The following is a 24,604-nucleotide window of genomic DNA, read 5'->3' on the forward strand; positions in this document are numbered from 1 at the left end:
GTGTCGGGTGGGGTGGCGGTGGGGGAGTCGGCGGGCCGGTCCGCGGCGGGCGGGTCTGTGGCGGGCCGGTCTGCGGGGGAGGAGCCGGTCGTCGGCTGCGCGGACTCGACGGGATCCGCGGAGGAGGGGCTCGAGGAGCGGCGGTCGGAGGCGCCGGATACCGCACCGGGAGTGGAGGGGTCCGCAGTCGGCGCCGCATCCTCCGCGGGCGAGGCGGCGGTCGGCGTCGACACCGCTTCCGGGGCGGTCATCGCCTCGGGCGCGAGTGCGGCGGAGGCGAACACCACGGAGAGCACGAGGGTCGTCGTCGGGACGAACGCGGCGAGAGCGCGGGTGGTGCGGGTCACGGACGGTCCAGTTCTGCGGGCTCTGCGATGCGCCCGCCTGTGATTACTACCAGGAGCGCGAAGTGCTCTGCACCCCCGCTTCCGGGTGGAGTGCCGCGGAGCGCGCCAGCGGGGCTCGGCCGTGCTCGTGCGCCCACCTCTTCGACGAGGCGGCGCTGAGCCGGATCGATCAGGCTACCGATCTCCTTCTCGGGGAGCGCCTGCGGGGGAGCGGCTGTTCCTTCCCGCCCGCGGAGATCGACGTGACGGCGCTCCCGCCCAGGCCCGGCACGTCCTTCGGCATCTGGAGCCCTGAGCCGCGCGCCTCGAGCCCGCACTCGCCCTGCGCCTCGGATGATGTGCCGCACATGCAGAGGAGGAAGCGCCCGCGGGCACTCCCTCCTCCGTCACGGCCGGTCGACCGGCCGCCGTGCGCTCAGCAGACGCGGGCCGGGTAGCCCACCGTCTGCGCGAGGGTCTCGGAGCCCGCCGTGGCGGTCACCGTCACCTGGCTGCCCGGCATGCTCGCCAGGCGGGTGGTGAACGCGGCCGATCCGCTCGCACCCGCGGCCACCGCGGTGACCGTCTTCGAGCCGTAGGCCGAGGCCATCGCGACGTCGATCGGAGCGGTGCCGCCGTTCTTGGCGAGGACCGTCAGCACCGCCTTCCCGGCGACGCAGCGCGACGTCACGGTCACCGGCACCGTCAGCGCCGGGGCGGCCGCCTCGGGGACGACGATCTCGCCGATCTTGAGGAACGAGCCCGGCGTGGAGAAGGTCAGCCTCAGGCCGGTGGCCGAGACCGCCGCGAACGGGATCGTGGTCAGCGTGCCGTTCGCCGCCGGAGCGACGTTCTGCGCGGTGGTCGGCTTCCAGGTGCCGTCCTCGGCGCGATAGGCCACGCTCACCGACGCCAGGGTGCCCTCGGTGTTGGTGAAGGTGAGCCCGGCGACGCGGTGCGCCTCGGTGTTCGTCAGCGTGAACTCGGCGCTGCCGGCGAAGGTGCCGTCGGTCCAGGTCGACCAGGGGGTGCTCACGGTGCCGTCGCAGGCGTTCTTCGCGGGGAGGGTCGCGTACTTCGTCTGGCTGAACGACGCCGAGACCGCGGCTCCGGGGACGCGGCAGACGTTCGTCGGCGGCGCGGTGCCCCAGATCTGCACCTCCGAGACCGACTGCCACGTGTTCGCCGCGCTGGTGAGGTGCAGGCGGAGGCCCGTGGTGTCGGGCAGGGAGGACAGGTCGAGGATCGCCGTCGGGGCGGATCCGGTCGCGGCCTGGCTGAGGGTGGTGGCGACCGAGGAGGTCGTCCATGCGCCGTTCACCTGGTACTCGACCTCGATCCTCGAGGGCCAGGTGGCGGTCGCACCGTCCTTGTAGGTGCTGACCGTCACCGAGTCGAGGTTCTGCGCCGCGCCCCAGGAGAAGGAGAGGCGGCTGTCGCGCGGGTAGCCGGCCGAGGACCAGTCGTCCCAGCCCTTGCCCTTGACGTCGCCGTCGATGAGCTTGCCGGCGAGGTCCGTGCGGCTCGAGACCGCGACCGAGGCTCCGGGAGCGAGGTTCGCGATGCCCGGCTCCGCCACCTCGATCGTGCGGGTGAAGCGGCGGCCGGAGGAGAATCCGGCGTCGGCGGCGAGCGTGCCCGTCACCTGCACCGTGCCGAGCTCGGCGGGGCCGGGGGCGGCCCAGGTCACGGCGACGTCGCGGGTCGAGCCGTTGCTCGAGACCGAGACCGTCGAGGGGAGCGCGGCGGCGATGTCGGCGCCGCGGCGGACCTGCTTCGGCAGACGGGCGTCCACGACCGACCAGACGCCCTCGCCGACCCCCTTGTCGTCCCAGTAGGAGAGGTTCCAGCCGGATCCCCAGCGCGCCGGGTCCTCCTGAGCCGGATTCCGCATCTCGAGGCGGCCGTTCTCACCGACCGTCATCGGGAGCCAGACGTAGGTCGAGTCCGACTTGCCCTCGTTCCAGCGGTCGCCCATGTAGACGTACTTCCCGGGGGCGAGGGTGAGGACGTTCGTCGACTGCGAGCCGAAGGTGGTCTTGCGGGAGTCGCCGATCGAGAGCAGGCCGTCGCCGCCCTCCGGGATCGCGTTGTAGGCGACGTTCTCGTCGGCGTCGCCCTTCTCGACTCCGCGGGTCCACGCGCCGAGGATCGAGTCGGCGGTGTAGTAGGTCTGCGGGTTCGGCGCCCAGCCGGTCGCCCCGGAGGCGATCGTGTAGTACTTGCCGCCGTTGGCGAAGATCGCGGGCGCCTCGAGGTGTCCGCACTCCTTGACGATCTGGAAGTCGGTGCCGCGCACCGGTGCTCCGGCCGCACCGTCGGCGAAGACGTAGGGGTACGTCCCGTCGGCCGAGTACTGGTTCGCATCGAGGGTGTCGGTCGTGGTGGTCCGCTCGACATTGGTGTAGTCGGCGTCCAGCTTCGCCACGTAGAGCGAGTAGTTCTCCTCGGAGGAGTAGGAGATGTACGCGGTGCCGTCCTCGTCCTGGAAGACGGTCATGTCCCGTGCCTGGCCAGGCACGGCGGAGGTGGTGCAGGACTTGTAGTCCGTGCGGTTGTAGAGGCGGTAGACGCCCTGGAGCGTGAAGGGCCCGGTCGGGCTGTCCGAGACGGCGACTCCCGCCATCGAGCGCGCATAGGTGCTGCCACCCGGGGTGATGCGGCCGTCGGAGTGCCACCACATGACCCACTTGCCGGTCTTCTCGTTGAAGAGGACCTTGGGGCGCTCGAAGATGGCGGTGTTCGGCGAGGCCTGCGTCGTGTCGAGGTGGTAGTCGAGCTCCGCGATGCGGTCGGCGCGAGGGGCTCCGGAGTCGTCGACGGTGTCGTAGAGCGCGTCGAAGTAGGGGGCCTCGAGGTCGGCCGGAGTCGAGACGCTGCGCAGCGCGGTGCCCTTGTTCTCCCAGTTGTGGCCGTCGGTGGAGCGGTAGACCGCGACTCCGGGGCTGTTCCAGTAGCCCTTCGTGCGGTCCTCGCCGTACCAGTACTGGACCTGCTGACCGCCCTCCTCGACGGTGACGATCTGGCCGCCGTGCGCCTGGATGTGGCGGCCGTCGGTGTCGTACCAGTAGGGCTGGAAGTAGCCGGCCGCGGTGCTGCCCGGGTCCTGGACCGCCGGGTAGTCGGTGTAGGTCACGGGCGTCGAGGTGCGCGGCACTCCGTCGTCGGGATCCGTGGCCACGGCGGCCGAGGCCGACTGCGCTCCTGTCCCCAGGAGTGCTGCGACGAGCAGCGCGGCCACCGCCGCGGCGGCCGTTCGTGGTCGAGACGTCATGCTGTGCTCCTTTGCACCGAGGACTTCGCGCATGTTCACGCAAACATCAGGCTTCCACGAGGCTCTGATGACGTCAACATCCTGATCGACCGACGGCCGGGCGTCGGACGGCCGCCCGGGCTCCGTCTTGGCCGCTCAGCGCTCCGGCGCGAACGCCCCGCCCGGGCCGAAGGCGAGCTCCGCGAACCGGCGGCCGATGAGCTCGTGCGCTTCCGGATCTGGGTGCAGGCCGTCCGGGAGCGGGAGCCGCTGGGCGTCGTCCGGCCCGTAGAGCGCGAGCCCGTTGAGCAGTCGCAGGTCCGGGTCGTCGGAGCGCGCGGCGACGACCTCGGCCAGCGCCTCGCGGACGATCCGCAGGGTCAGCCGTCCGTTCGCGGTGTTGCCCGGGTCGCCGGTCGCGACGAAGCGCGGCGCCCCGGTCGTGAAGGACGCGGGATCGACGTCGCCCGGCCCCGGCGTGTCCTCGTGGATCCCGCAGAAGAGCGGAGTGACGAGGAGCAGCGGCGTCGCGGGATGGCCCTCGCGGATCGTGTCGAGGAAGCCGTGCACCGCCGGCACGAAGGTGCGGCGGCGCATGCCGTCGAGGTTCACGAGGTTGATGCCGAGCGCGACACTGATCAGGTCGGCAGGAGTGTCCCGCATCACGCGAGCGGTGAAGGGGTCGACGAGTGCGCTCCCGCCGAAGCCGAGGTTCACCAGGCGGGCGCCGCTCGCCCGGGCGGCCACGGCCGGCCAGATGCCCGAGGGGCGCGCCGCGTTCGAGCCCTGGCTGATCGAACTGCCGTGGTGCAGCCAGACGGGGCCGGAGAGCGGCGCGGGTTCGAGCGGTGCGTCGGACCGCAGGGCCACGAGGTCCACCGCCTCGTTGTGCGGGAGGAGCAGCTCCACGCGAGACGGCCCGGCCGGGAGGTCGAGCCCGACCGTGTCGAGAGGTCCGGGGAGGAGGGCCCGGTCACCGGTCGCGAGGTCGAATTCGATCGCGTCGCCTCCGGTGAGCGCGTGGGAGGCGGTCATCTCGCCGTCGACGACCGCGTCGACTGCGCCGCGCGGCCGGGGCAGCCCCCGATAGGCGACCCGTGTCGCGTGCACGTCGAGCTCGATCCGTCGCGCCTCGGTGACGAAGGAGATCCGGACACCCGAGGGCTGCGCCTCCATCAGCAGGAGCTGCGCATCCGCATCGCGCTCGCGGACCGCGCGGGGGAGGCGGTGCGGCCGGACTCCGCGGGGCACCTCCTCCAGCTCGATCGCGCCGTGGACGAGCCGTTCGGTGAGGGGTGTGCTGATCATGCGGGGATGTCCTTCCGGCGGGTCCAGTGGCTGAAAAGAAAGTGCAGGCAGGCGAGGAGCTCGCTCCACGACTGCGCGGGGGTCGGGCTGCTGTGCGCGAAGCTCCCGAGCCGTTCGAGGGTGAGGAAGCCGTTCAGAGCGGCGCCCGTCACTCGGACGGCGTGCACCCGGTCCTCGGCGGGGATCGCGTAGCCGAGGAGGACCGCATCTGTGAGCTGCACGACGCGGCGGGCGGCCGGGGCGGCGACCGCGTCCGGCCCCGCAGTGCGCTGCAGCGACTCCCACAGGCCCGGCCGCTCGCGCGCGAAGGAGCGGTGGGCGTCGGCGAAGCCGTCCAGCGCCTCCCGGGCGGAGCGTCCGGCGATCGCGACGGCGATGCGGTCGGACAGCTCGTCGAGGGCCAGGACCGTGACGCCGTCGCGGAGTGCGGCGAGATCGCGGACGTGCGTGTAGAGGCTCGGCGTCTGCACCTCGAGCGAGCGGGCGACGGCGGCCAGGGTCACGGCGGCGAGACCATCGGCGTCGGCGATCGCGGCGGCGCGATCGATGACGGCGGAGCGGGTGAGGGAGCGACGGGGCACGCGTTTATCCTAATACCCCTAGGTTTTCACATATGGACATTCGGAAGCTCCGACGCCCGAACCGCGATCGCCCCCGAGCCGGAGGGCTCGAGGCGATCGAACGTGCGGTGCGGCCTAGCCGCCGACCGCCTGGCGAGCGCTGTCGAGCCCGCTCAGTTCTTCCGATATCGATCTCAGGGCTGCGAGGATCTCGCGCGCTCGAGGATGGCCGCGATCACGGCGGACTTCGCCTCGGCGTAGTCGTTCCCGTCCTCCCAGCGCCGGAGGAGGAGAGACGCCTTCGTGCTGCGGTAGAGCTCGCGGTCGGCCGGGTCGGTGCGCAGCCGGTCGCGCAGGAGGAGGTACGCGTCGATCGCGGGATGACCCTCCTCGTAGATGTGGACGTGGGCGTCCCGTCCGGGCGTGCGGACGAGCCGGTGCCCGGGCTCGCGGGTGCGCAGGACGTAGCCGGCCGCGAGCAGCGGCGCGACGTGGTCCTCCTCCGCCGTGACGTCGGGCACGACGACGAGCACGTCGACGATCGGCTTCGCGGGCAGGCCCGGGACGGAGGTCGAGCCGATGTGCTCGACCCGCACGCCCGGGACGGCCCCGAGGATGCGCCGCCGGTGCTCCTCGAACAGGGCGGACCACTCGGGGTCGTACTCGTGCAGGGCGAGCTCGAGCGGCTCCGGTCCACCGACGAGCTCGACGGAGACGACGTCGGGGCGGCGGGGGGAGCGGTGCGGAGTCACCGGGTCATCCTGCCAGGGGTGCCGCAGGGCGGGTGCGGTTCACTGGAGCGGTGAGCACCCTCCTCGTCACCGCGCACCCCGACCGCGACTCCCTCACCGCCGCCCTCGCCCGGCGGCTGCGGGACGAGCTCGGCCCCGACGGAGTGGAGACGGCCGACCTCGACAGCGAGGGCTTCGACCCGCGGTTCGGCGCGGCCGACCGGGACCGCTACCGCGGTGTCGGCCCGGTTCCCGACGACGTCCTCCGCGAGCAGCGCCGGCTCGACGGCGTCGACCACCTCGTGCTCGTCTTCCCCGTCTACTGGTGGTCGATGCCCGCGCTGCTGAAGGGCTGGATCGACCGCGTCTTCCTCGCCGGCTGGGCCTTCGACATCGACCCCGTCCACGGCACGCAGCGCAGGCTCGGCGCTCTGACCGTCCACCTCGTCCTCGTCGCGGGGGACTCCGCCGGGACCTACGAGCGGCACGGCTACGAGCAGGCGCTGCTGACGCAGATCCAGCACGGGATCATCGACTACTGCGGAGCCCGGCGCGGCGCAGCCGTCTTCGTCCACGAGTCCGAGCGCGAGGACGACGCGAGCCGCAGGGCGGCGGTCGAGGACGCGGTCGAGCGGACCGTGGAGGCGATCAGGGCTGATCCGCCTGCAGCGCTCCGGTGACGAGGGCCTGCACGAGGGTGTCGGCGTCGTAGTCCGGATCGTGGGCGGCGCCGATGCAGAGGTTGCCGATGCCCTTGAGGAGCATGTAGCCGCTGAGACTCGACGCCGGGATCCGGGCGGGTCGTGCCGCCTCGAGCAGGTCGCCGCAGACGGGGACGAGCCGCTCCACGAAGTAGGCGTGCAGGGCGTCGGATCCGGCGCTGTCGCCCTGGAGCGCACCGGCGAGGCCGTGCTTGGTCACCAGGAGGTCGACGAAGTGGGCGACCCAGGCCCTGAGGGCTGCCTCCGGAGTCGCGCTGTCCGCGAGCAGCCGTGGGCCCGCCTCCGCGCAGGCCTCGACCTGGTGGCGGTAGACGGCGACCACGAGCTCCGAGCGGGTCGGGAAGTGCCGGTAGATCGTCCCCATGCCGACGCCGGCCTCCGCCGCGATCTCGCGGACCGGCGCGTCCACGCCGGAGGCCACGAACACCGTCGCCGCGGCGGCGAGCAGAGCGTCGCGACTCGTCCGCGGTCGGCCGGGCGTGCGGGGCGCACGGTCGCTCATCGGTTCTCCTTGCTTTTCGGAGCGGCGCTCCGTAATGTCTCCGAGCGCAGCTCCACCACGTTCCGGAGCAGCGCTCCGCAATGTTCCGGAGCAGTGCTCCACAATGTTCCGGAGCAGCGCTCCGACGATTGTGCCAGAGCGCCGCCCCCCAGGAAGGACCCTCGTGCCCACTCCGCTCCTCGACTCCCTCGACCGCGTCGTCGGACCCGGCGCCCCCGTCGTCTCCCTCGCTCCGGTCGCGCTCGACGCCCCCGGCCGCCCGGTCCCGCTCGAGGTCCGCCTCTCGGCCCCGACGACGGGGTCGGATCTGCCCGTCGTGCTGTTCTCGCACGGCAACGGCTGGAATCTCGACGGCTACGCCCCGCTGACCGCCTTCTGGGCGTCCCGCGGCTTCGTCGTGATCCAGCCCACCCACCTCGACTCCCGCCGCAACGGCTTCGGCTTCGACCACCCGGTCTTCCCGAGCATCTGGACGCAGCGGATCACCGACCTGACCCGCTCCCTCGATCAGCTCGACACCCTCGAGGCGGCCGTCCCCGGCCTCGCCGGACGGATCGACCGCGCCCGGATCGCCGTGGCCGGCCACTCCTGGGGCGGGCAGACCGCGCAGGCACTCCTCGGCGCCCGCGTCCTCGACGACGACGGCACCGCCGGAGCCGACCTCTCGGACGAGCGGGTCCGCGCCGGGATCCTGCTCGCGGCGACCGGGCTCGCCGGGGACGACCTCGTGCCGTTCGCCCGCGAGCACTTCCCCTTCCTGCGGCCCTCGTTCGCCGAGCTGACCACACCGACCCTGGTCGTCGCGGGCGACCGCGACCAGTCGCGGATGTCGCGGCGCGGCCCCGACTGGTTCACCGACGCCTTCACGCACAGCCCCGGCGCCTCCGACCTGCTGACCCTCCACGGTGCGGAGCACTCGCTCGGCGGGATCGTCGGGGACTCGGTGGCGGAGACGACCGACGCGGACCCCGAGCGCGTCGCCGCGCTGCAGCGGCTGAGCACCGCCTACCTCCGCACCGCGCTCGGCGTCGATCCGCGGAGCTGGGGCGCCGCGCGGGACGCCTTCCGACACCACGGGGCCGCCCTCGGCCGGATCGACGGGAAGTAGAGGCTGCGGTCGACCCCCGGTGAGCACCGCTTGATGCGCGCGGTCCGCACGGCCGTGCGCGACCCCTCTCGATCCGTCGCGAACGGCCCGTCCCCGAGGGGCGGACGGGCGTCCGCGACGGATGAGCGGAGCGGGCCCTGCCGTCAGCGCGGGGCGCGCAGCCTGGCCAGCGGGCCGCCGTGCAGCGGCTCCGTCTCCCAGCGGACGCGGGCGGTGCGGTCGGGAGCGAGCTCGACGTGCAGGCGGTGCGGGGTCTCGAGGAACACGACGTCGACCAGGACGCCGTCGCCCGAGGGACCGGCGCTCGCCGCGAACGGCCCGTCGACGGTCCAGGCTCCTGCGCCGGGCGTCACGGCGAAGCGCTCGTCGCCCTCGATCAGCGCGAGCGTCCAGCCGCCCTCGTCGGCCGTCACCTCGACGGCGTCGGGCCACGATCCGACCGGCGTGTAGCTCCCGGTCGCGGGGGAGGCGCCCTCGAGCGGGGGCAGGGCGAGCTCCGACAGCCGGTCTGCCAGCCGGGCGTCGGCCTCCGCCGTGGACCCTCGGCCGACGGCGGGGAGCAGGTGCTCCCAGGCGAGCGCGAGCAGCGTCTGCGTGTCCGAGGTCTGGCCGGTCAGCGCGATCACGAGCTCGTGCTCGGGCACGATCAGGCTGAACTGCCCGTACGCGCCGTCCGCGCGGTAGCCGTGCAGCGACCGCCAGAACTGGAAGCCGTAGCCCTGCTGCCAGTCCGGTCCGCCGTCCTCGTGGGTCGGGACGTGCGCGCGGGACGCCTCGGCGACCCATTCCGGCGAGAGGATCCGCCGGTCGCCCCAGCGCCCCTCCTGCAGGTACAGCAGTCCGAGCGCAGCGGCCGCCTCGGTGGTGGCGTGCAGCCCGCTGTAGCCGAGCTCGCGCCCCGAGTCGTCGCGATGCCAGGCGACCTCGCCGATGCCGAGCGGATCGAGCAGGCGCGGGCGCAGGTAGTCGGTCAGCGACTGCCCGCTCACGCGCTGCACGATCGCGGCGGCGGCGAAGGTGCAGGGCTGGTTGTAGGCGAAGACGCTGCCCGGCTCCTGCTCCGGCGGGAGGAGGAGGAAGCCGCGCACCAGGTCGGCCGGGTCCGTCTCCTCGGCACGGTCGATCGTCTCGGCGGAGTGGCCGCTCGCCATCGCGAGGACGTGGCGGACGCGGATCGCACGCGAGCGCGGGTCGGTGATCTCGTCGTCGAGCTCGGGGAAGGACGAGAGGACGGTGGCGTCCAGGTCGACCAGGCCCTCGGCGACCGCGAAGCCGACGGCGGTCGCGGTGAAGCTCTTGCTCAGCGAGTAGAAGAGGTGCAGCCGCTCGGCCGAGTACGGCGCCCACCAGCCCTCGGCGACGACGTCGCCGCCCTGCACGACCATCAGGCCGTGCAGCTCGACGCCGGGAGCGGCCTCGACCCCTTCGACGAAGGCCAGCACTCCCTCGGCGTCGACGGAGCGGGCGGACGGGGTGCTTCTCGGCAGTGAGCGCGTCATCCTCCGATGCTACGACCGGCGCGGCGCCGCCTCCGCCCGGGGGCAGGTGGCGGCGCCGCCTAGGCGGTCGGCTCGGCGGGGAAGGGCCCGAGGCCGAGCAGGAAGCGGAGGATCGCGTCGGCCGGCACGCGCAGGGCGGGGCCGGAGCCGAGCTCCCACTCCGCGTCGGTCGGAGCGAGGGTGCGACCGCGGACGGCGGCGCGGATCGCGAGCGGCGCGCGCTGCAGGCGGTCCAGGGCCACCCCGCCGGTGATGCGGGAGGAGAGGGCGAGCGGCTCGGGGGAGAGGGCGAGCTCGACGCGGACGACCTCGACCAGCTCGGCGACCGAGCGGGGACCGGCGCCGGCGCGGCGAGCGGAGGCGAGAGCGGCCAGGGCCGGGGCGATCTCGGCGGCAGGGGGAGGGGAGGAGGCCTCGCGGGCGCCCATCCGCGTCGCGAGGCGCTGGCCGGTGCTGCTCGAGAGCCGCACGACGAGCTCTCCGAGCAGGGCGTCCCGGGAGACGGCACTGGCCGCCTCGCCCTCCGTGGTGGAGGGCGAGGCGGCCAGGACGGCGAGGCGGTCGAGCCTCTCGGCGACGAGGGGGCGCCAGTCGTTGCTGACGCCCGTCTCGTCGACCGAGGGCCCGGTGCTCAGCGGCAGGAACCGCGACCAGTCGGGCACGACCGCAGGGCCTAGCGTCCGCCCGAGCGGCGCTTGTTGTAGACGTCGAAGGCGACCGCGAGCAGGAGCACGAGGCCCTTGACCGCCTGCTGCCACTCGATGCCGATGCCCATGATCGACATGCCGTTGTTCAGGACGCCGATGATGAGGCCACCGATGATCGCGCCGCCGATGGTGCCGACGCCGCCCTGGACCGCCGCGCCGCCGATGAAGGCGGCCGAGATGGCCTCGAGCTCGAAGCCGTCGCCCGCCTTCGGGCCGGCGAGGTTGAGTCGCGCGGTGAAGACGAGGCCGGCCAGCGCCGCGAGGACGCCCATGTTGACGAACAGCCAGAAGGTGACGTTGCGGGTCTTGATGCCGGACAGCTCCGCGGCGTGCAGGTTGCCGCCGATCGCGTAGACGTGACGGCCGAAGACGGAGCGGTTCATGACCACGCCGTAGATCAGGACGAGCACGGCGAGCACGATCAGGGTGACCGGGATGCCCTTGAAGGTGGCCAGCGCGAAGGAGAAGGCCGCGATCACGACGGAGACGAGGACGAGCTTGGTGACGAACCAGGCGCCCGGCTCGACGCTCTGCGCGTACTTCTGGCGGCCGCGGCGGGTGCGCACGGACTGCACGGCGAAGGCGACGATCGCGAGCGCGCCGATGACGAGCGACAGCGGGTCGAGGTCGGTCTCGCCGAACAGGTCGGTGAGGAAGCCGTTGCCCAGCGCGCGGTACTCGGTCGGGAAGGAGCCGATGTTCGCGTTGCCGAGGACGACGAGCGCCAGGCCGCGGAAGATCAGCATGCCCGCCAGCGTCACGATGAACGCCGGGATCCCGACGTAGGCGATCCAGAAGCCCTGCCACGCTCCGACCAGGGCGCCGATGAGGAGGGAGAGGATGATCGACAGCCACCACGGGAGACCCATGTTGACCGCGAAGACGCCCGAGATCGCTCCGACGAACGCCGCGACCGAGCCGACCGAGAGGTCGATGTGCCCGGCCACGATGACCATCACCATGCCGATGGCGAGGATCAGGATGTAGCCGTTCTGGACGATCAGGTTCGAGATGTTCTGGGGGCGGAGGAGGATTCCGCCGGTCATCACCTCGAACAGCAGCACCACCACGATGAGGGCGATGAAGATGCCGTTCTTGCCGAGGTCGCCCAGCACGTGGCTGAGGCGCTTCGTGAAGGCGTTCTCGGTGGGCTTCACCTGCGCACCGGCCGCGGTGGACGGTTCGTTCTGCAGATCGGTCATCGTTGCTTCTCCTGGGTCATGAGGGTGAGGACCGCCTCGGGCGTCGCCTCGGCGATGGGCAGCTCGCCCGTGATCCGGCCCTCCGACAGCGCGTAGACGCGGTCGCAGATGCCGAGCAGCTCCGGCAGCTCGGAGGAGATGACGATGATCCCCTTACCCTGCGCCGCGAGCCGGTTGATGATGGTGTAGATCTCGTACTTCGCACCCACGTCGATGCCGCGGGTGGGCTCGTCGAGGATGAGGACGTCCGGGTCGGAGTAGATCCACTTCGACAGGACGACCTTCTGCTGGTTGCCGCCGGAGAGCTTCCCGGTCTTGGCGAGCACGGTCGGCGACTTGATGTTCATGCTGCCGCGGTACTCGTTGGCGACCTCGAACTCGCGGTTGTCGTCGACGAGTCCGCCGCGGGCGACCTTGTCGAGCGACGCGAGCGAGATGTTCCGCTTGATGTCGTCGATGAGGTTGAGGCCGTAGTGCTTGCGGTCCTCGGTCGCGTAGGCGAGCCCGTGGGCGATCGCCTCCGAGACGTTGCGGATCTTGATCTCCTTGCCGGCCTTGAAGACCTGGCCGGAGATGCGGCTGCCGTAGGAGCGGCCGAAGAGGCTCATCGCGAACTCGGTGCGCCCGGCGCCCATGAGCCCGGCGATGCCGACGATCTCGCCGCGGTGGACCGACAGGTTGACCTTGTCCACCATGACGCGGGTCGGGTCCTGGGGGTGGTGGGCCGTCCAGTCGACCACGCGCAGGATCTCCTCGCCGATGTGCGGCGTGTGGTCCGGGTAGCGGTGGTCGAGGTCGCGGCCGACCATGTCCTTGATGATGCGGTCCTCGGTGACGTCGTCGTGAGCGATCGTCTCGATGGTCTTGCCGTCGCGGATGACCGTGACGGTGTCCGCGATCTTCTTGATCTCGTTCAGCTTGTGGCTGATGATGATCGACGTGATGCCCTGCTCCTTGAGGTGCAGGATCAGGTCGAGCAGGTGGTCCGAGTCCTCGTCGTTCAGGGCCGCGGTGGGCTCGTCGAGGATGAGCAGCTTGACCCGCTTCGAGAGCGCCTTCGCGATCTCGACGAGCTGCTGCTTGCCGACTCCGATCTCCATGATCTTGGTGGTCGGGTTCTCGCGCAGACCCACGCGGGCCAGCAGCGCCGCGGCCTCCTGGTTGGTCTTGTTCCAGTCGATCAGGCCGCCGAAGCCGCGCACCTCGTTGCCGAGGAAGATGTTCTCCGCGATGGAGAGGTAGGGGCTGAGGGCCAGCTCCTGGTGGATGATGACGATGCCCTTCGCCTCCGAGTCGCGGATGCTGGAGAACTGCATCACCTCGTCCTCGAAGACGATGTCGCCCTCGTAGGTGCCGTGCGGGTAGACGCCCGACAGGACCTTCATCAGCGTCGACTTGCCGGCGCCGTTCTCCCCGCAGATCGCGTGGACTTCGCCGCGCTGTGCGTTGAGCGTGACGTCCTGGAGCGCCTTCACGCCCGGGAACGTCTTGGTGATGCCGCGCATCTCGAGGATGTTCGAGGTCACGCCGCCTCCCTTCCTTCGTAGTGGGGGAGGGCGCCCAGTGGGCGCCCTCCCGGGGTGTTCCTTCTCGGGTGAGGAGAGAGGACTAGCCGTTCACTTCCGCGTCGGTGTAGTAGCCGCCGTCGACGAGGACGGACTGGATCTGGTCCTTGGTGACGATGACCGGCTCGAGCAGGAAGGACGGGACGACCTTCTTGCCGTTGTCGTAGGTGTCGGTGTCGTTGACCTCGGGCTCGGTGCCCTCGAGCACGGCCTGGGCCATCTTCACGGCCTCCTTGGCGAGCTCGCGGGTGTCCTTGTAGATGGTCGCGTACTGCTCGCCGGCGATGATCGCCTTGACGGAGTCGAGCTCGGCGTCCTGACCGGTGATGATCGGGAAGTCGGAGCCGACGGTGTAGCCGGCGTCGGTCAGAGCCGAGATGATGCCGCGGCTGAGGCCGTCGTAGGGCGAGAGGACGCCCTGGACCTTGGAGCCGTCGGAGTACGTCTTGGTGAGGATGTCCTCCATGCGGCTCTGGGCGACCTCGCCGTCCCAGCGGAGCGTGGCGACGGTGTTGAAGTCGGTCTCGCCGGACTTCACGACGAGCGTCTTGTCGTCGATGTACGGCTGGAGGGTGTCCATCGCGCCGTTGAAGAAGAACGTGGCGTTGTTGTCGTCGGGGCTGCCGGCGAACAGCTCGACGTTGAACGGGCCGGCGGGGGCGTCGGCGGCCTTCGCGCCGGTGAGGTCGGTGAGACCGAGGCCCGCGAGGAGCGAGGTGGCCTGCTGGACGCCCACCTTGTAGTTGTCGAACGTGGCGTAGTAGTCCACGTTCTCGGAGTCGCGGATGAGGCGGTCGTAGGCGATGACGGGGATGTCGTTGGCCTTGGCCTCCTCGAGCACGCTCGTGAGGGTGGTGCCGTCGATCGAGGCGACGATCAGGGCCTTGGCGCCCTTGGTGATCATGTTCTCGAGCTGCGAGACCTGGGTGGGGATGTCGTCCTCGGCGTACTGCAGGTCGACCTTGTAGCCGGCCTCCTCGAGCTGCGACTTGACGTTGTTGCCGTCAGCGATCCAGCGCTCGGACGACTTGGTCGGCATCGCGACGCCGACGAGGCCGCCGTCGCCGGATCCCGAGCCCGAGCCGCCACCGGTTCCGGAGGAGCAGGCGGCGAGGGAGAGGATCATCGCTCCGCCGGCGATGCCGGCGATGAGAGCGCGCTTCATTGTGGTCACTGTGATTCCTTCGTCATTGAATGCAGTGGATGCAGGGCCGCCCTCGGGATCGGGGCGGAGATGTGATGCCATGTGAGCGATCACATTGCGTCATGCTAGACCCGACGGCGCCGTTCGTGTCAACGCGTACGTCTCGACTCGGTAACGGGACACCCGCGGCGCGTCGTCCGCTCTCGGAGCGGTGCTGTCAAGGGTCCCCGGCCCCGGAAGGGAGCCGGAGCTGTCGGCGTTGCGTCCAGCACTGTCGAAAGGACGCACACCATGACGAAGACCTGGTTCATCACCGGCGCCTCGAAGGGCTTCGGCCGCGAGTGGGCCGAGGCGGCGCTCGAGCGCGGCGACTCGGTCGCCGGGACCGCCCGCCGGATCGAGACCCTCGACGCCCTCGTCGAGGACTACCCGGACACGTTCCTCCCGCTGACCCTCGACGTGACCGACCGCGAGGCCGGCTTCGCCGCCGTGCAGGCCGCGGCCGACCGGTTCGGCCGACTGGACGTCGTGATCAACAACGCCGGCTACGGGCACTTCGGCATGATCGAGGAGCTCACCGAGGAGGAGGTCCGCGCGCAGCTCGAGACCAACGTCTTCGGCGCCCTCTGGATCACTCAGGCCGCGCTGCCGATCCTCCGCGAGCAGGGCTCGGGGCACATCGTCCAGGTGTCGAGCATCGGCGGCATCAGCGCGTTCCCCTCGATCGGCGCGTACCACGCGTCGAAGTGGGCGCTCGAGGGCCTCACCCAGTCGCTGGCCGCCGAGGTCGCCGGCTTCGGGATCCACGTGACCCTCGTCGAGCCCGGCGGGTACTCGACCGACTGGTCCGGTCCCTCCGCGTCGCGCAGCGAGCCGATCGCTGCGTACGACGAGGTCCGCGAGGCAGCGAGCCGACGCCCCTCCGCCGCTCAGCAGGGCGACCCGCGGGCCTCGCGCCTCGGGATCCTCGCGGTCGTGGACGCGGACGAGCCGCCGCTGCGGATCTTCTTCGGGCGCGCGCCGCTGGGCATCGCGACGGCGGACTACGAGACGCGCCTCGAGACCTGGAAGCGCTGGAACGACGTGTCGATCGCCGCTCACGGCGAGTGATCGCGGGCGGTCGCGGCGCGAGGGCGTCGCGGCCGCCGGTCAGCGCGAGGCGGTGACGCTCGCGCTCCGGGGGACGGCCGTGGATCCGCGGACGACCAGCTGCGGAGCGATCGGCGCCGCCTTCTCCGGCCGTTCGCCCTCGATCAGGCTGAGCAGCGCGGCCACGCACCGGCGTCCGAGCTCCACGAAGTCCTGGCGGACGCTGGTCAGCGGCGGCCAGTAGAACGCCGCCTCGGGGATGTCGTCGAAGCCGATGACGCTGACGTCCTCCGGCACGCGGACCCCGCGCTCGTGGAACGCGCTCATCAGTCCGAGCGCCATCTGGTCGTTCCCCGCGAACACCGCGGTGAAGTCGAGGAAGCGCGAGAGCTCGAGGCCCACGCGGTGGCCGCGCTCGGCGCTCCAGTCGCCGAGCAGCGGCGGGCGCAGCGGGATCGAGCGGTGGTCGAGCTCGGCGAGGTAGCCGCGCATCCGCGCCTCGGCCTCGATCCAGTCCTGCGGACCGGCGAGGTGCACGATCTCGGTGTGCCCGAGGTCGATCAGGTGCCCGGTGGCGATGCGGGCGCCGGCCATCTGGTCGACGTAGAGCGCGTCGTCGCGGTCGTCCTCGCTCGTCTGCAGCGTCACGTGCGGGATGCGCAGCGCGACTCCGGAGAGGATGTCGAAGACGCGGATCTGCGGCGCGACGACCACGAGGCCCTCGACCGCCTGGTTGAGCAGATGCCGGATCCCGGCCTGGATCGACGCGCCGTCGGTGCCGTCGACGTTGGCCGTGACCACGAGGTAGCCCGCGTCGCGCGCCGCCACCTCGATGGCCTGGATGCTGGAGGCCGGACCGTACTGCAGGCTCTGCGAGGACAGCACGCCGACGGTGCGGGTGCGGCTGGTGACCAGTGCCCGTGCGGCGAGGTTGGGGCGGTAGTCGAGCTCGGCCATGACCTCGAGCACGCGCTTCTTCGTCTCGGCGCGGAGGCTCGGGTGGTCGTTCAGGACGCGGGAGACGGTCTGGTGCGAGACGCCGGCCGCGCGGGCGACGTCGTAGATGCTCGGCGCCCGCGACGCGGGCTTGTCTTCCGGCATCGGGCACCGCGGCTCTCTGTGATCGGCGCCTCCGACGCAGGACCGGGGCGCCCTCACGGGCGGCTCGCCCGTCCGCGGGCGCGTGTGAGCACACTTTACGTCCCTCGGCGCGGGGGCCTGCACACCGACGGAACCTCGACGGCTCGGACGGGTGCCGCTCCCGGATCGGCCGGACGTTCCGGCACCGCTGGTGCGGGCGCGCAGGAACGACGCGATGCGCGCCTCCGCCCCGCGGTCGTCGCAGCGGGTCGTCGCCGCGGTCGGGTCAGCCGTCGAAGACCTCGGCCGAGGCGAAGGCCGCATCGGAGCGGAGCACGGCGACGAGGTCCGCGGGACAGTCCTCGAAGGCCGTCCTCTCCGGACCGGGAGGCGTGTGCGCTCGGAAGTCGACGACGGATCCCTGGGGCGCGACGGCGTCGGGCGATCACAGGCGCCACCTTGCGGTCCGGGGTACTTTCCGGCGTGTGAACGACAGCGACGAGAAGTCCGGGAGAGGCTGGCGCATCGATCTCGGCGAGCCGCCGGAGAGCGTGTCCGGCGATGTCGTCGACGCTCTCGATAAGGTGTCCGCGGAATTCGCAGCATTCCGGAGCGGGACTTCCGGCGAGGGCGGAGAAAGGGCCGCGGCCCTCCGCGGAGCCGCCCGACTCGGGGCCGGAGAGCACCGGCTCGCCGTCGCCTCGGGACTGACGCGGGAAGGCCTCCGCTCCTTTCTCGCGGGGGGATGACAAGCCGTCGGAGAGGCGATTCTCCCGTGCCTCGACGAGCCGGCGCCGAAAGAAGAGAAAGGCGTCGAGAAAACGCGGCATCCAGAGAGATCGGAGACGACGAATGGAGGACGAGGAGTGGGCTCGGTACCTTCTCGCGATGGAGCGCCGAGCACCGACGAATCAGGACGGCGCGACCGCGGAACGCCGTGACGCGATGGTGGCGGCCGTCCTGCGGGAGCTGGACGCGGTCGATCCGTACGGACTCGAGCCGGGTCGCGAGGACGGCGCTCCCCGCGACGAGTACGCGTCTGAGGCGGCCCCGATCGCGAGCATCCTCCTGCGCCGAGGACGGATCACCGGCGAGGAGCTCGACGCCGTCTGGCGGTTCTGGTTCGGCGAGCCGCTGAGCGCCCTGCTCGGCGACGGCTTCGCCCCGCTCCTGGCGCGGCTCGACCGGCTCGCTCCTCCCTCGGCGGAGGACTGACGGGCGTCGGGTTCCGGCGGCGGACCGGCCGCGATCCCGGCGTCCCGTATCGCTCCGCCCAGCTCCGCCCAGCTCCGCCCAGCTCCGCCCAGCTCCGCCCAGCTCCGCTCGCGGAAGAAGCGGATGAGCTCGCGCAGGGCCGGGAGCGTCGCGCTCTCGGCCTCGGCGTCGTCGAGGTCGTCGAAGGAGGTGCGGAGCCCGGCGGCGTCGGCGTCGGCGGCGGACTCGAACGCCATCGACCACTCCGGGAACAGCCGCTCCCGGATCGGCTCCTCGAGGAGGGTGCGCAGCTGCGCGTGGCGCTCGTCGGCGGCGATGACGGCCATCCGCTCGCGCAGGACCGCGTCCGGCCCCTCGAGCACCTGGAGGAATCGGCCGTCGCGGTGCAGGAGCATGCCGGTCAGGCCGAGGCGCTCGTTGTTCGCGCGGCACTGGGCGAGCAGCGCGGGGAGGTCGGCGTCCGTGAAGCCGGCGGAGGTGCGGCTGGAGTAGACGAGGGAGAGCATGGCGTCCGTTCCGGGTGGGGGAGGCGGGCGCCTCCGCTCCCAGTGGACCACCGACAGCGCCTCCCGCACGGCCACTTCCGCCGGCGGCGGCGGGCTGCTAGAGCTAGCCGACCGTGATCGGAGCGGCGGACGGACGGGTGCCCTGCCGCATCCAGACGAAGAAGCCGACCAGGGTGAACGCGCCGTAGAAGACGTACATCAGCCCCGACGCGTAGTAGCCGGCCGAGAACAGCAGCGGCACGCCGACCAGGTCGACGGCCACCCAGATGAGCCAGAACTCGGTCCAGCCCTTCGCCATGCCGTAGGTGGCGAGGACGGAGCCGACGAAGATCCACGCGTCGCTCCAGACCGGCTCGTAGGAGCCGAGCGCGCGGAACACGGGCGTCAGCACCGCGGTGCCGCCGACCATCCCGAGCACCAGCAGGCCGCGGGTGCGCCAAGACGCCCAGCGCGGCTCGATCAGGGTGGCGGCGTCGTCGGGGCGGTGGGTCCACCGGTACCAGCCGTAGACGCTGACCAGGATGAACATCACCTGCCGCCCGGCCTGGCCGAGCAGGTTGACGGGGTTGGGAGTGCCGAACAGGGCGCCCATGAAGACCGTGAACAGCAGCACGTTGCCGATGAGGCCGACGGGCCAGGCCCAGACCTTCCGCCGCATCCCGCCGAGGGCGCTGAGGAGCCCGAAGACGTTGCCGATGACCTCCCGCCAGAGGACGGTCTGCTCGCCGATGACGATCTGCGCGTCGAACAGCCAGTGCACGAGGTCCACGAGGCCTTCTTCCTGAGTCGGGATGCCGGGTGGTGCAACCCTGCCCCATCCCGGGCCATTCCCGTCGCGGGCTGATGAGGGCGCCGCGCTCGGACCACACTGGATCCCGCTCCGGGGCGGGGAGCGCGACCGGCGCCCCGCTGTGCCGCCGCGACCGTAGGCTGGCGGGATGACGTCCCGGGTGCGACTCCTGCTGGCCTCGTCGCACCCCGGGCCGACCGCGACGGTCACCGTGCTGGCGACCGTGATCGCGGCGGCGTCCGGGCATCCGCTCGGGCAGGTCGTGCTGGTGGCGCTCGCCGTGCTGCTCGGGCAGCTCTCGATCGGGCTCGCGAACGACTGGATCGACGCCGACCGCGACCGCGCGGTGGGGCGCACCGACAAGCCGGTCGCGCAGGGGCTGATCGGCGTGGGCGCCGTCCGCACCGCCGCACTGGGGACGGCCGCGGCCGCCGTGGTGCTCTCGCTGCTGCTCGGACCGGTCGCCGCGGTCGCGCACCTGGTGCTGGTCGCCGCGGGCTGGGCCTACGACGCGGGGCTCAAGCGCACGGTCTGGTCCGTCGTTCCCTTCGTGGTCGCCTTCGGGCTGCTGCCGGTGGTGGCGGTGGCGGCGGGCGACGGCCGGGTTCCCGCCTGGTGGGCGATCGCGACCGGCGCCGTGTTCGGCGTCGCGATCCACTGCACGAACGTGCTCCCGGACCTGGTCGACGACGAGGCCACCGGGGTCCGCGGCTTCCCCCACCGCCTCGGCCTGCGGCTCTCCGGAGTCGTCGCCTTCGGGTCGCTGGTGGTCGCCGCGCTGCTCGTGCTCGTCGGACAGCTCGTCGGCGACCAGCCGGTGCGCGGGACGGGCGTGGTGCTCGCGGTGATCGGGACCCTCGCGGTGGTCGTGCTCGCCGCGGCGGGCATCCGCCTGGTGCTGACCGGTCCGCCGACGCGCACCCTGTTCCGGCTGGTGATCGCGGCCTCACTCGTGCTGGTGGTCGAGCTCGGGCTGGCGGGCGCGCGGCTGGTCGGCTGACCGGCCGCCCTCAGGACCAGCGCATCGCGTAGACGCGGGCGAGCAGGTCCGAGGTCGGCAGGGCGAGGGCGGTGCGGAGGAACGTCTCGCGCCCGCGGTGCGCGAGCGTGCCGAGCGGGCGTCCGAGCGCCATGTTCGCCTCCGCCTGCCGCGCCGCGCGCCGGGCCGCGGTGGTGCGCCGCCGGGCGAAGCCGGGCCAGGGGCCGGCCTCGCCGCGGCGCACGGCACCGGCCAGGAGCGGGGCGAGCTCGGCGGCGTCGAGCCAGCCGAGGTTCATGCCCTGCCCGCCGATCGGACTGATCTCGTGCGCGGCGTCGCCGATGAGCACGACGCGGCCGACGCCCATCAGCTCGGCCTCGCGGCGCCGCACCTGGAATCCGCTGAGCATCGTGCAGGTGTCCGGGTCGGCGTCGGCGCCCGTCCGGTCGCGGACAGCGGCGGCCAGGGCGCGCGCGGCCTCCTGATCGGGGGCCTCCTCGGGCCGCCAGGCGGGGGCGCCGAGGGAGCGGTCGGGGCCGCTCAGGGCGACGTACCGGCGCCGGCCGCCCGGCAGCGGGAAGGACTCCACCACTCCGGCCGGGCCGACGTCGACCAGCGCGGTGCCGGTGAGACCGCCGGGCTCGGGGTCGGCGAAGTCCCCCATCACGTAGCGGTCCGGGTAGTCGCGGCCGGTGGTGCGGATCCCGAGCAGGTCGCGGACGGTGCTCCGGGCGCCGTCGGCTCCCACGACGAAGGCGGCGCGGACGGAGACCGGCTCGCCGCCCGGTCCGGTGCCGGTCGCCTCGACGGTGGAGCCGCGACGGAGCAGGCCGATCAGCGCGACCCCGGGGCGCAGCGCGTCCGGGGACGCCGCCTCGAGGCGCTCGCGGAGGATCGCCTCGGTGCGGTGCTGGTCGAGGGTGACGACGTAGGGGTGCGTCGCGGAGGCGCGTGCGAACGAGAGCGTACCGAGGGTGCGGCCCCGGCTGCGCGCGACGCCCTCGCGGACCCGGGTGGCCTCGGCCAGCACGGGAGCATCGGCACCGACCGCGGCGAAAGCGTCGAGCGACGGCGGATGGATGCCGATCGCCCGCGAGCCGCGCGGCACCGAGGAGCGCCGCTCCCACACCTGCACGTCCACTCCGGCCCGCGCCAGGAGCGCGCCGAGCAGGAGTCCGACCGGACCGCCGCCGACCACGAGCACGTCCGTCTCCGCTGTCACGGGTCGAGCCTAGGGAGCGGCGGCGCGGCGGGCGAGGGGGTGCGCTCGACCGCCGCGCGTGCTCGGGGTGCGAGCGGAGGCGTCAGAGCGCGTCGACAGCGGCGAGGATCTCCTCGGTCTCCGTGCGCGTCGTGTAGTCGACGTGCACGTCCGCCGTGCGGACGATCCGGTCGGCGTCGACGACCAGGACGGTCGGGTACGGGACGGCCGGGGTGTCGTCGGCGTTGCTGTCCTTCACGGCGAAGCCGAGCGCGGTGTGCGCCTCCTGCGCGTCGCCGCTGGGGGCGGTGACGATGCCGAGAGCGCTCGCGAGCGTGTTGCCGGGGTCGGAGACGACGGTGAAGCCCAGGTCGCCGCCCGCGACCGCCGCGCGCGACCCGTCGGGGGTCTGCGGGCTGATCGCGACGAGGGCGACTCCGCGCGACGCGAGCTCGGGGGCGAGGGTCTCGTTGTAGTGCTTGAGCGTGATGTTGCAGTACGGGCACCAGGCTCCGCGGTAGAAGACGAGGACAGCCGGGCCTGCGCCGAGGACGTCCGCGAGGTCGACGGTGTCGCCGTCGACGGTCACGACGGAGGCGGCGGGAAGCGCGTCGCCGGCGGTGACGGCTCCGCTCGGGGCGCCGGCGGCGACGAGGTCGTCGCGCTCGCCGGAGAAGACGGCGGCGAGCTCGGGGCCGACCGTCTCGTCGAAGCCGACGGTGAACTCGTCGAGCTGGGTGCGGACGGAGGTGCTGGTCATCGGAAGTCCTTCGGTCGTGACGGTCGTGGTCCCCCGTCCGGGAGCCTAGGCACGCAGGGGACCGGGCGCCGGGCGCCCGTCACGCGGCGTCACACGACGGCCGACGCGTGTCGGCCGGCGTGCGTGGGGCCCGGCCCCGTCGCTCCGTCATTCCGGGGCGACGACCAGCTCGCCGCCGGCGGAGCGCGAGACGCACGGCATGATCCAGCGGTCCTGCTCCTCGGGGGTCAGCACCAGGTCGCGGTGCTCCGCCGTCCCGCCGACGAGGCGCAGGCGGCAGGTGCCGCAGGTGCCCGACTCGCAGGAGGAGTCGACGTCGATCCCGGAGGAGCGGAGCGCGGTGAGGAGCGAGCGGTCGGCCGGGACGTCCACGACGGCGCCGGTCGGCTCCCAGACGGCGGCGAAGGGGACGGCCCGGTCGCCGACGGCGTCGACGCCCGTGAAGTCCTCGACGTGGATCCGGCTCGGCCGCCAGTGCATCGTGAGAGCGAGGACCTCGTCGATCAGCGCGGACGGGCCGCAGCAGTAGATCCGGGCATCGTCGTCGGGCGCGGCGACGAGCGGCCAGAGGTCGAGCCGGCCGTGGATCGCGCTGTGGTGCACGAGGGAGCCGTCGGCGGAGAACTCGTCGAGCCACGCCGTGTCCTCGGGGGTGCGGCTGAGGTAGACGACCTGCACGGCCGAGCCCTGCGCCCGGAGCTCGGCGGCCATCGCGCGGATCGGGGTGACCCCGATCCCGCCGGCGATCAGGAGGTAGCGGGCGGCGGGCCGGAGGGCGAAGGTGTTCGCGGGCGGCGCGGAGGAGAGGACGTCGCCGACGCGGACGTCGTCGTGGAGGCTCCGCGATCCGCCCCGACCCCCGGGCTCGCGGCGCACCGCGATCGCGTAGTGCGACGGCTCCGCGGATCCCGGCTCGACGAGGCTGTAGCTGCGGCGCTCGCCGGAGGGGGTCGTGAGCGTGAGGTGCGCGCCGGCCGAGTAGCCGGGCAGCGGGGCGCCGTCCTCGCGTCGCAGCACGAAGCGGGTGACGGCCGGGGTGAGCGCCTCACGCTCGGCCACCACGAGCCGCAGCTCAGCCACGGAGCACCAGCTCGTCGCCCACGCCGAGCGTGCCGCCGTCGAGGACCTCCGCGTAGACGCCGAGGAGCTCGTGGCCGTAGGTCTCGTGCAGCAGCCGGGGGACCGGCAGGTCGCGCCGCCCGGTGCCCGGCTCGACCTCGGTCGCAGCGCACCGCTCGGTGGCCTTCGTGATCCGCAGCCGCAGCCCGCCCGCGGTGAGCTCGCGGCCGAGCATCTCGAGCTCGCTCCACGCGGGCAGCCCCTCGAGGTGGATGTTCCCGCGGAACCGCAGCGGATCGACGCTCCGGCCGGTGCGCTCGGCGAGGTCGCGGACGCTCGCCAGGTTGATCAGCGAGACGTACTCCATCTCGACGTCGGAGTTGTGGGCCGTGTCGGTGTAGCGGCGCCCCGCGTCCTGGGCGATCACGGGCTCGACGCCGGGCGGCAGGTCGAGCACGCGGGCGGCGAAGGAGCGCAGTGCGGCCCGGCCGTCCTCCGCGCCGAGGTCGGCGGAGAGGACCCGGTGGCCGCGGACGTCGACGGTGAGCACTCCGCTGTCGGGGTCGAGGTGCGTGGTCAGGCCGGCGAGGCGCGCCTCGGCGACGAGCACGAAGTACTCGCGCTTGGAGATGCCGTGCCGCATGCCGGGCCGGTAGGCGCCGCCGGGGCGGGCGAGGGCGATCGTGCGGTCGAAGGGGACGCCGCGGCCGGCGGTGAGCTCGACGCGGGGGAGCGGCTGCGGGGTCAGGCCCTTGACCGGGTAGACGAAGAGGCCGTCCACGCGTGTCGTCATGCCCCCATCCTGGCGCATCGCTGGGGAGCCGGCAGGGCCGTCGCGGCGCAGCGGAGCGCGGGTAACTGACGCGGCGCCGTGCGGATGCTGCGAGGGCGGGCGGAGGGATCCGCTTCGGCGGGCCTCGTCAGTACTGGAGCGAGAGGCCGACCAGGGGCGGGACGACGAGCGCTCCCAGCTCGACGATCGCGACGCTGGCGCCGACGCCGAGCGTGACGGCCGAGAGCAGCCGGGCGCGGTCCTTCCGCGCGACGCCGATGACGCCGACGATCGCGGTCGCCGTCGCGAGCACGAGCATCGTGACCCCGAGGGCGGCGAAGAGCGCCCCGATCTGCGTGGTGTCGTAGCCGCCCTGGAACGCGAGGACCGGGATGGCCGTGGTGAGCGCGGTCCGCCCGATCTGCGCGAGGACGAGGACGATCGCGAGGACGAGGCCGACGATGCCGACGACGTCGCGGGGCCGGGACTGGGGGGCAGGGACGGAGGCGGTCACGCCGTCGAGCCT

General features: G+C 72.6%; 23 protein-coding genes and 1 pseudogene. 5 read left to right on the top strand and 19 right to left on the bottom strand.

Annotation, left to right across the window (positions count from 1 at the left end):
• The 5 genes and pseudogenes from C5C49_RS15610 to C5C49_RS15635 all read right to left on the bottom strand — a co-directional run.
• Window positions 1-347 (bottom strand): annotated as a pseudogene (locus C5C49_RS15610) (hypothetical protein); the annotation flags it as partial.
• A gap of 415 nt (window positions 348-762) precedes the next feature.
• Entirely contained in the window at window positions 763-3,600 is a 2,838-nt protein-coding gene (locus tag C5C49_RS15620) for a family 43 glycosylhydrolase (RefSeq protein WP_104346525.1), read from the bottom strand.
• A 135-nt stretch (window positions 3,601-3,735) separates the two neighbouring features.
• Window positions 3,736-4,887, bottom strand: a complete 1,152-nt coding sequence (locus C5C49_RS15625; protein WP_104346526.1) for a GDSL-type esterase/lipase family protein — start codon at window positions 4,885-4,887, stop codon at window positions 3,736-3,738.
• Entirely contained in the window at window positions 4,884-5,468 is a 585-nt protein-coding gene (locus tag C5C49_RS15630) for a TetR-like C-terminal domain-containing protein (RefSeq protein WP_104224976.1), read from the bottom strand. Before C5C49_RS15630 ends, C5C49_RS15625 begins: the two co-directional genes overlap by 4 nt.
• Before the next feature lie 173 nt (window positions 5,469-5,641).
• Entirely contained in the window at window positions 5,642-6,199 is a 558-nt protein-coding gene (locus C5C49_RS15635; RefSeq protein ID WP_104346527.1) for a GrpB family protein, read from the bottom strand.
• Window positions 6,200-6,249: 50 nt separating this feature from the next.
• Between C5C49_RS15635 and C5C49_RS15640 the strand changes: the two genes are divergently transcribed.
• Complete coding sequence (locus C5C49_RS15640; RefSeq protein ID WP_104346528.1) at window positions 6,250-6,858, top strand: NAD(P)H-dependent oxidoreductase; 609 nt, start codon at window positions 6,250-6,252, stop codon at window positions 6,856-6,858.
• Here C5C49_RS15640 and C5C49_RS15645 read toward each other — a convergent pair.
• Window positions 6,827-7,402 (bottom strand): TetR/AcrR family transcriptional regulator, encoded by a 576-nt coding sequence (locus C5C49_RS15645; protein WP_104346529.1) that lies wholly within the window; start codon window positions 7,400-7,402, stop codon window positions 6,827-6,829. The two genes, C5C49_RS15640 and C5C49_RS15645, sit on opposite strands and share 32 nt — an antisense overlap.
• A gap of 163 nt (window positions 7,403-7,565) precedes the next feature.
• On the opposite strand from C5C49_RS15645, the gene C5C49_RS15650 reads away from it, so the two are divergent.
• Window positions 7,566-8,510, top strand: a complete 945-nt coding sequence (locus tag C5C49_RS15650) for a chlorophyllase (RefSeq protein WP_258068485.1) — start codon at window positions 7,566-7,568, stop codon at window positions 8,508-8,510.
• 143 nt (window positions 8,511-8,653) lie between these two features.
• On the opposite strand, the gene C5C49_RS15655 is transcribed toward C5C49_RS15650, so the two are convergent.
• The 5 genes from C5C49_RS15655 to chvE form a co-directional block, all read right to left on the bottom strand.
• Window positions 8,654-10,009 carry a serine hydrolase gene (locus tag C5C49_RS15655; RefSeq protein WP_104346531.1) on the bottom strand — a complete coding sequence of 452 codons (1,356 nt, stop codon included), beginning with the start codon at window positions 10,007-10,009 and terminating at the stop codon, window positions 8,654-8,656.
• Between the two features lie 59 nt (window positions 10,010-10,068).
• Complete coding sequence (locus tag C5C49_RS15660) at window positions 10,069-10,671, bottom strand: hypothetical protein (protein ID WP_104234507.1); 603 nt, start codon at window positions 10,669-10,671, stop codon at window positions 10,069-10,071.
• A gap of 11 nt (window positions 10,672-10,682) precedes the next feature.
• Window positions 10,683-11,918: a multiple monosaccharide ABC transporter permease gene (gene mmsB / locus C5C49_RS15665; RefSeq protein WP_104227395.1), complete on the bottom strand. Its 1,236-nt coding sequence runs from the start codon at window positions 11,916-11,918 to the stop codon at window positions 10,683-10,685.
• Window positions 11,915-13,444, bottom strand: a complete 1,530-nt coding sequence (gene mmsA, locus C5C49_RS15670; protein WP_104256398.1) for a multiple monosaccharide ABC transporter ATP-binding protein — start codon at window positions 13,442-13,444, stop codon at window positions 11,915-11,917. The genes mmsB and mmsA overlap by 4 nt, the downstream gene beginning before the upstream one ends.
• Window positions 13,445-13,526: 82 nt before the next feature.
• On the bottom strand, window positions 13,527-14,648 hold the full coding sequence (gene chvE, locus C5C49_RS15675) for a multiple monosaccharide ABC transporter substrate-binding protein (protein ID WP_104227397.1): 1,122 nt from the start codon (window positions 14,646-14,648) through the stop codon (window positions 13,527-13,529).
• Between the two features lie 270 nt (window positions 14,649-14,918).
• Between chvE and C5C49_RS15680 the strand changes: the two genes are divergently transcribed.
• Entirely contained in the window at window positions 14,919-15,737 is an 819-nt protein-coding gene (locus C5C49_RS15680) for an SDR family oxidoreductase (RefSeq protein ID WP_104346532.1), read from the top strand.
• Between the two features lie 39 nt (window positions 15,738-15,776).
• On the opposite strand, the gene C5C49_RS15685 is transcribed toward C5C49_RS15680, so the two are convergent.
• Window positions 15,777-16,817, bottom strand: coding sequence for a LacI family DNA-binding transcriptional regulator (locus C5C49_RS15685; RefSeq protein ID WP_104238236.1), 1,041 nt, complete (start codon window positions 16,815-16,817; stop codon window positions 15,777-15,779).
• Window positions 16,818-17,281: 464 nt separating this feature from the next.
• Here C5C49_RS15685 and C5C49_RS16795 point away from each other — a divergent pair, with 464 nt between their 5' ends.
• The gene (locus C5C49_RS16795; protein ID WP_146084904.1) at window positions 17,282-17,545 is read left to right on the top strand and encodes a hypothetical protein; all 264 of its coding nucleotides are present in this window, start codon (window positions 17,282-17,284) and stop codon (window positions 17,543-17,545) included.
• 162 nt (window positions 17,546-17,707) lie between these two features.
• On the opposite strand, the gene C5C49_RS15690 is transcribed toward C5C49_RS16795, so the two are convergent.
• Both C5C49_RS15690 and pnuC read right to left on the bottom strand, forming a co-directional pair.
• Entirely contained in the window at window positions 17,708-18,517 is an 810-nt protein-coding gene (locus C5C49_RS15690) for a BLUF domain-containing protein (protein WP_104346533.1), read from the bottom strand.
• Window positions 18,518-18,620: 103 nt separating this feature from the next.
• Window positions 18,621-19,286: a nicotinamide riboside transporter PnuC gene (gene pnuC, locus C5C49_RS15695; protein WP_104224989.1), complete on the bottom strand. Its 666-nt coding sequence runs from the start codon at window positions 19,284-19,286 to the stop codon at window positions 18,621-18,623.
• Window positions 19,287-19,455: 169 nt separating this feature from the next.
• On the opposite strand from pnuC, the gene C5C49_RS15700 reads away from it, so the two are divergent.
• Window positions 19,456-20,307, top strand: coding sequence for a UbiA family prenyltransferase (locus tag C5C49_RS15700; RefSeq protein WP_104346534.1), 852 nt, complete (start codon window positions 19,456-19,458; stop codon window positions 20,305-20,307).
• A gap of 10 nt (window positions 20,308-20,317) precedes the next feature.
• On the opposite strand, the gene C5C49_RS15705 is transcribed toward C5C49_RS15700, so the two are convergent.
• The 5 genes from C5C49_RS15705 to C5C49_RS17150 form a co-directional block, all read right to left on the bottom strand.
• Window positions 20,318-21,508 carry an NAD(P)/FAD-dependent oxidoreductase gene (locus C5C49_RS15705; protein WP_104346535.1) on the bottom strand — a complete coding sequence of 397 codons (1,191 nt, stop codon included), beginning with the start codon at window positions 21,506-21,508 and terminating at the stop codon, window positions 20,318-20,320.
• 82 nt (window positions 21,509-21,590) lie between these two features.
• Window positions 21,591-22,247, bottom strand: coding sequence for a peroxiredoxin-like family protein (locus C5C49_RS15710; protein ID WP_104346536.1), 657 nt, complete (start codon window positions 22,245-22,247; stop codon window positions 21,591-21,593).
• Window positions 22,248-22,394: 147 nt separating this feature from the next.
• Window positions 22,395-23,327 (bottom strand): PDR/VanB family oxidoreductase, encoded by a 933-nt coding sequence (locus C5C49_RS15715; protein WP_104346537.1) that lies wholly within the window; start codon window positions 23,325-23,327, stop codon window positions 22,395-22,397.
• A complete protein-coding gene (locus tag C5C49_RS15720) occupies window positions 23,320-24,099 on the bottom strand; it encodes an MOSC domain-containing protein (RefSeq protein WP_181135791.1) in 780 nt (259 codons plus the stop codon). The genes C5C49_RS15715 and C5C49_RS15720 overlap by 8 nt, the downstream gene beginning before the upstream one ends.
• A gap of 127 nt (window positions 24,100-24,226) precedes the next feature.
• The coding region (locus C5C49_RS17150) for a hypothetical protein (RefSeq protein ID WP_181135792.1) at window positions 24,227-24,604 on the bottom strand (378 nt) is incomplete at its 5' end.

Origin of the sequence: Rathayibacter sp. AY1E2 (assembly GCF_002932325.1) — a bacterium.
Classification (GTDB): domain Bacteria; phylum Actinomycetota; class Actinomycetes; order Actinomycetales; family Microbacteriaceae; genus Rathayibacter.